This is a genomic window from Variovorax sp. 01T439_2, from assembly GCF_056398445.1.
In genome coordinates, this window is sequence record NZ_JBFTPJ010000184.1 from 1 (window position 1) to 7,672 (window position 7,672).

1 protein-coding gene and 1 pseudogene are annotated in these 7,672 nt (G+C 67.2%); one reads left to right on the forward strand and one right to left on the reverse strand.

What is annotated here, in order from left to right; translation table 11 throughout:
- Positions 1–185: 185 nt before the first annotated feature.
- Positions 186–1,010: pseudogene (locus tag AC1DOC_RS11165) on the reverse strand (transposase); the annotation flags it as partial.
- 318 nt (positions 1,011–1,328) lie between these two features.
- Between AC1DOC_RS11165 and AC1DOC_RS11170 the strand changes: the two are divergent.
- Positions 1,329–7,672 (forward strand): two-partner secretion domain-containing protein (locus tag AC1DOC_RS11170; protein ID WP_478129804.1); only part of this gene is annotated, 6,344 nt, incomplete at its 3' end.

A 7,672-nucleotide genomic window follows, 5' to 3' on the forward strand; every position in this document is an offset into this window, starting at 1 on the left:
ACCTATACGTTCAGCGGGCGCGGCGGTAAGCACTTTCTTCGGTTCGTGCGATAGTTTGCCAGTACATCGCTTGCTCTTCGAAGAGGATTGATCCCTCGGGCCGATTGACCCGTCGCTTCCTTTGGCCATGGCAGCCGGTCCCACTTGGGGGCGGACCTCGCCGGTTTGAACTTTGGCGAGCCGGTCTATTCCTTGAGGTTCTGGGCTGCGGCAGCCATCAAGAACTCGTCCTGCGCACCACTGAGCCCGTGAAGCCGGAGCGACCCTGCTTCATGATGCGGTCGAGGTGCGCGAACGGCATCTCCACCTTCTGGCGCTCCCTGCGCGACCGTCTGTACTGCGGTGTCTGCGCGATGGACCGTGCCACCTCGCGGGCGCTCTCATGGATGCTGCGGGCGATCTTTCGGAACGGTGTCCTCGGGCAGCAGCGATCCTTTATTCCACAGGCGACGCAGTCTGCCTGGCTCGCGCGATAGATAACGGCGTCGGCCTTGGTTGCGAGTGCGCGGCGTCGTGAACTGCCGCCGGTCGTCCGCGCGGCCTTCAGGGCAAACATATTCATTGCGCTCGGCTGCCACTGGAACTTGCCGATCGACAGACTTCCGTCCTTGCGGACTGTCTTGTCCCACACAGGGACATGAGGTTCGATCTGCTTGTCTTCGACCGTCCAGGCCAGCAGCGGGGCGGCGCCGTACGCGGTGTCGCCGACGAGTCGCCGCGGCCTGATGTCGAAGCGCTTCTCGACGCGATCAATCATCGCCCGGGTGGAGTCGACCTCAGGCGTGCGGTGCCGGCGTTGCTTCGAGGTCCAAGATGATTCCCGCCGACAGATCGATCAGGTAGTTGCTTGAGCAAGTGTAGAACGCCGGACCACCTGGTGCTGCGGTCCACTGCGCAGCCGGGTCGGTCGGAGAGATGTTCCGCGATGCAGCCGCTGTGTCGTGCACCTCTTCACCTGCATCCTCGGTCACCGGATTGTTGGCATCGAGTGCGTCCAGGTACTCGCGCAATGGGGACCCTCGAGCACCTCACGTCGCGACAGGACCGATGGGCGTTGCGCCATGCGCCAGGGCCTTGGCGGCGAGGAATTCGCACACAGCCTCTTCTGCGGCGCCATGTATCGCAATCGATCGTTGTGCTGGTCCAACATAAATGGCCCCGGTGTAATGCCTGCGCCTTACATCCCCGGACGTCAGTTTTCAAGTATGTCCGATTCGTGAATAAGTACCGCGCGAACGAGGATGCTGCCCTCCCATAATCGGCCCGCCGAAGCATCCTGTCACAGAAATAACGATGCCCGGCGGCCAATCCAGAGGGAGCACCAGAACATGAATCGCCATTTGCATCGCATCGTCTTCAACGCCAGGCGCGGCCTGCGCATGGTGGTCCAGGAGACGGCGAAGAGCACAGGCAAGGGCTCGTCCAAGGCAACCACCGTGGCAAGCGCGGCTGTCGCCGGCGCGGCCGCCTTTGCGCCGATGCTCGCGGGTGCGGCGCTCGCGGGCATGCTGTGGGCGCCACCGGTGCAAGCCCAGATCGCTGGCGCCCCGAACGTGCCGGCCAACCTGCGCCCCACGGTGCTGGTGGCGCCCAACGGCGTGCCGCTCGTCAACATCCAGACGCCCAGCGCGGCCGGCGTCTCGCGCAACGTCTTCAACCAGTTCAACGTGGCGCCCAACGGCACCATCCTCAACAACAGCCGCACGAACGTACAGACCCAGCTCGGTGGGATCGTCCAGGGCAATCCGTTTCTTGCCACCGGCCCCGCGCGCATCATCCTCAAYGARGTCAACGGCGGCAGCCCGAGCCAGCTGCGCGGCTACATCGAGGTGGGCGGCACGCGGGCCGAAGTGATCATCGCCAACCCCGCSGGCATCAGCGTCGACGGCGGCGGCTTCATCAATGCGAGCCGGGCCACGCTGACCACCGGCACGCCGCAGTTCAATGCCGTGGGCGGCCTGGACAGCTTCCTSGTGCGCGGCGGCACCATCACCATCGACGGSGCGGGCCTGGACGCCAGCAAGACCGACTACGCCGCCATCCTCGCGCGCGCCGTGCAGGCCAACGCCGGCATCTGGGCCAGCGAACTGAAGGTGGTGACCGGCGCCAACACGGTCAGCGCCGACCACAGCCAGGTCACGCCCRCCRCGGGCACCGGCACGGCSCCCACCTTTGCCCTGGACGTSGCYGCGCTCGGCGGCATGTACGCCGGCAAGATCACCCTCATCGGCACCGAGGCCGGCCTGGGCGTGCGCAACGCCGGCACCATYCAGGCCGCGCCGGGCGCCRCCGCGCTGATGGGCGCGGGCCAACTGGTSGTCACCAGCGCCGGGCGCCTGGAGAACATCGGCACGCTCCAGGCCACCGCCGATGCGAACCTCGCGGCCTCGGCCCTCGCCAACAGCGGCCGCRTCAGCAGCGGCGGCAACCTCAAGATCACSACSCAGGGYGACCTGGCCAATGCACTSAACGGCRCSGGCGGCACGCTCGAAGGCGCGCGGCTGGAGCTCGCCAGCACCGSRGGCGACATCGACAACCGCGGCGGCACCCTGCGCCAGACCAGCAGCGCCGGTCTCGGGCTGAGCGCGCCGGCCCTGAGCAACACCAGCGGCGGCGTCATCGGGCTGGAGCCCGTGGCGGCTGCGCCGTCCACCTCTGGCACCGGAACGGGCGGCGGCACGGGCACAGGAACAGGCACGGGCGGCACCACCGACCCCGCCGCGCCAACCACGGGCACCGGCACGGAGACCGGCTCCGGCAGCACCGTCACGCCCGCCCCGTACGTTCCACCGTCGCCAGGTGCGATCACCGCCAGCGGCACGATCCGCAACGACAGCGGCAAGATCTACGCCGGCGGGCCCATCAGCCTGCAAAGCGCCAACATCAACAACAACGGCGGCACGCTGAATGTCGCCAACATGGCCGTGAGCCAGCCGACGTTCGACAACCACGGCGGCACGCTGAACGTCAGCAACGGCTTCAGCGCCAATGTCGATCGGTTCGACAACACCGGCGGCACGCTCAACGCGGGCAGCCTGAACATCACCACGACCGGCGACCTGGTCAATGTCGACGGCAAGCTGACCAGCGCGGCCGACGCCACGCTGACCGTGGGCGGACAGGCCGACAACACGCGCGGCGTGATTTCGGCAACGGGTGCGTTGACGGCCAACGTGGCGGGCGCRGTSAACAACACCGGCGGCACACTGGTGGCGAACCAAGGCGTCGCGCTCGGCGCGGGCAGCCTGGACAACACGCAGGGCAGCATCCAGTCGGCGCAGGCTGCAGTGCAGCTGGGGGTGACTAACCAACTGACCAATGGCAGCAGCGGCACGATCGGGGCGGCCACCGACCTGAAGGTGCAGGCGGGTTCACTCGTCAACTCCAATGGCGCCAGCCTGCGCGGCGCGAACGATGTGAGTGTCGCGGTCGGCGGGGCGATGACCAACGACGGCAGCATCACGGCCGGGCGGCACACGGCGGTCGCCGCAGGCAGCCTGCAAAGCGGCAGCACCGGCGTGCTGGGTGCCGGCATCCAGAGCGACGGCAAGCTTGGCGCAGCGGGTGACCTGGTCGTGACCACGAGCGGCGCCTTGGTCGCCAATGGCACCAACCTGGCGGCTGGCAATGCCACGTTGCAGGGTGCAAGCGTCGATCTCTCGGCCAGCCAGACCAGTGCGGCGAATATTGCGGTTACGGCGACGCAGGGCAACGTGACCACCGACAAGGCCACGATCACAACGCCGGGCACGTTGAGCGTGACTGCCAACGCACAGCCTAGCCAGACGCTGGTCAACGAGGGCGGCAAGCTCAGCGCCAATCAGCTGGACCTGAATGTCTCCAACCTCGCCAACACGAACGGCGGCGAGATCGTGCAGACCGGCACGAGGGCGACCACCATCGCGACCTCGGGCGCCATCGACAACAGCGGCGCCACGCTGGCCAGCAACGGCAGCCTCGCCCTCACCGCAGCCAGCCTGAACAACCGGGGCGGCACACTGCAGGCCGCCCAGGTCTCCGACCTGAGCGTCAATGTGACGGGTCTGCTGGACAACGGCCAGGGTGAGATCAGTGCGGGCGGCAACACGACCCTGCAAGCCGGCAGCCTTGCCAACGATGCCGGGCGCGTCACGGCTGCCACGGGGGATGTCGCAAGCACCACGAGCGGCGCCACCAGCAACCGTGGCGGCACCATCGCCGCCAATGGCAGTACCGCATTGAATGCCGGCAGCCTGGACAACAGCGGCGGCACCGTGTCCGCGCTGAACCGCCTGGCGGTCAATGTCCAGGGCGCAGTCGACAACACGRCCGGCACGCTGGCGGCCACCCAGGAGCTGGCCCTCGACGCCGGCTCGCTCGCCAACGACAAGGGCTCGATCCAGTCGGCCCAGGCCGCGACCCAGGTGAACGTCACCGGCGCTTTGACCAATGGCCAGGGCTACATCGGCGCCGCCACCGACCTCAGCGTGCAGGCGGGCAGCCTGAGCAACGCCGCGGGCGGCAGCCTGCGCGGGGCCAACGACACCACCGTGGCAGTGGCTGGCCTGCTCGCCAACGACGGCAGCATCACGGCCGGGCGAAATGCCACCATCACCACCGGCAGCCTGCAAGGCGGCAGCACCGGCGTGCTCGGTGCAGGCGTCCAGAGCGATGGCAAGCTCGGTACGGTGGGCGAGTTGAGTGTGACGGTCTCCGGGGCGCTCGCCACACACGGCACCAACCTGGCAGCCGGCAATGCCGCGCTGCAAGGCGCCAGTGTCGATGTCTCGGCCGGTCAGACCAGCGCCGCGAACATCGCGATCACGGCCACGCAGGGCGACGTGATCACCAGCAAAGCTACGGTCGTCACGCCGGGAACCCTGAGCGTGACCGCCAACAGCAAGGCGCCGCAGACCCTTGTCAACGACGCGGGCCGGCTCAACGCGAAACAGCTCGACCTGAAGCTTTCGAACCTCGCCAACACGAACGGCGGCGAGATCGTGCAGACGGGCACGGGCGCGACCACCATTGCGACCACCGGCACCCTGAACAACAACGGCGGACGCATCGCGAGCAATGGGCAGGACCTGAGCCTGGGTGGCGCCAACATCACCAACGCCGGCGGCAAGATCGAGCATGCCGGTGTCGGCACGCTGAGCATTGCCGGCGGCAGCTACAACGGCACCAACGGCCAGGTCACGGCCAATGGTGCGCTGACCGTCGCGATGTCGGGCGCGTTCAACCAGGACGGCGCGACGGCCGCAGTCAGCGCCAAGCACATCACCATCGACGCCGGATCGCTCGGCAACCGCGCCGGCGCCCAGATCGTGCAAACCGGCGCCGATGCCACGCGCATCACGGTGGTGGGCGCGCTGGACAACGGCGGCGGCAMGCTGGCCAGCAATGGCAACACGACCGTCGCGGCCGGCAGCCTGTCCAACCAGGGCGGCATCCTCCGCGCCGCCGAGGCCTCCGATCTCGGCCTGACCGTGGGCGGCCTGCTCGACAACAGCAGCAAGGGCGTGATCGGCGCGGGCGGCACCACCACCATCGCTGCCGGCAGCTTGAGCAACAACGCGGGCAGCGTGACCGCTGCCGAAGACCTGAGCGTTACCGTGGGCGGCGCGGCCTCGAACGTGGGCGGCACGTTGGCGGCCAACGGCAACACCACGCTCGTGGCCGGAACGCTGGACAACAGCAGCGGAACCGCCGCGGCGGTCAATGGCAACCTGAGCGTCACGACGTCAGGCGCGACGACGAACAACGGCGGCACGTTGCAGGCCGGCGCCGCGACCACGCTGCTCAATAGCGGGCTGAACAATGTCGCGGGCAAGATCTTTGGCAACAGCCTGGCGGTGAACACGCGCGCGAACGGGCAGAACAATGCGCTGGACAACACGCAAGGCACGCTGGCGGCCACCACCACGGTGGCCGTGAACTCGGGCGCGCTCATCAACGCTGCCGGCCTGATCCAGTCGGGCGGCGCGATGACCATCGACACGAATGGTCAGTTGCTCACGAACACGAATGCGGCCGGGTACATCAATGGCCAAGGCGGCATCAGCAGCGGCGGCACGCTGAACCTGACCACCGGGTCGGTCAATAACAACGCGGGCTTCATCGGCGCGAAGAACGCCGTGACGGCCAGCACCCAGGGCTTCTCCAACACGGGCGCAGGCTTGGTGCTCGGGCAGTCCACCGTCGCCATCAACACCAACGCGGCCGCCTACGACAACACCGGCGGCCGCACCCTGGCCGCGGGCGATCTGGCCGTGAACGCCGGGACGCTGACCAATACCAGCGGCCTGATCCGCTCGGCGGCCACAACGACGCTGAACGCCGGCCGCATCGTCAACACCAGCACTCTTGGCACCGAGCAGGGCATCGAAGGCCTGAATGTGGCCGTTGGTGCCGGCAATCTCGACAACAGCTCGGGTGCCATCCGCGCCGACGTCAACGCCACCATCACCAGCGGCGGCACCGTCAACAACACGAATGGCTTGATCTCGGCCGGCAACACGCTCGCCATCGCCGATCCCAATGCCGCCAACCCCGGCGCCAAGACGCTCAACCTGGTCAATACCGGCGGCACGCTGGTGGCCGACAAGAGCCTGAAGATCGATGTTGCGAACTTCAGCGGCGATGGCCGGGCCGTCTCGGGCCAGAACCTGAGCATTGCGCTCCAGCAGGACATCGTGAACAACGGCGAGGTGGCTGCCAATGGCAACCTGAGCTACACGACGACGGGCAACTTCACGAACAACGGCAAGCTGCTGGCGGGCCAGACGCTCACCGTGGGCGGCAACAACGTGGACAACACGGCGAATGCGGAGATGTCGGGGACGAACACCATCGTCAATGCCGGCGGTACGCTGACCAACCGCGGCCTGATTGACAGCCGCGGCGAAACCGAGATCAACGCAGGCGCGCTGAACAACATCGGCACCGGCCGGATCTATGGCGATGCGATTTCCATCTCGGCCGGCACGCTGCTCAACGACAGCGAAACCGCCAATGGCGTGACCAAGGCGGGAACGATCGCATCGCGCGGCGACCTCGACATCGGTGCGGGCACCATCACCAACCGTGAGCACGCCCTGATCTACAGCCAGGGCAACATGTATATCGGTGGCGCCCTCGATGCCAACCGTCAGGCGATCGGCCAAGGTGGGACGCTCGACAACCTGAGCGCCGACATCGAGTCCATTGGCGACATGTCCATCTCGATGGCGCAGGTCAACAACCGCGATGTCCACATCCAGAAGGGCGCGCCCACGGTAACGCCCAGCACCTTGACCGGCATCGCACCCAACACGCTCGTGGGCAGCGGTGTCGGCAGGACCACGACCTATCCATTGGACGAAGTCAATGTCGACCCCGTCAACGGTTTCGTCTATCTCAAGGCTACCGGCGAGCTCGTCGGCATCGGAGGCTACGCCGTCTGGCACAACGCCATCACGACCACGGAAGACACGGCGACCAACATCGACCCCGCCCACTTGGTGGCGGGCGGCAGCATGACCGTCAACGGGCGCCTGTACAACGAGAACAGCCAGGTGCTGGCCGGCGGGACGATCACGGCCACTGACTACCAGTCTTACCAGCTGACGGGTACGCGCACGATCACGGGCTCTGCCACCGTGATCGACAACAAGGGCCAGGTGCAGGCGATGAATGTGCCTCTGATCCTTCC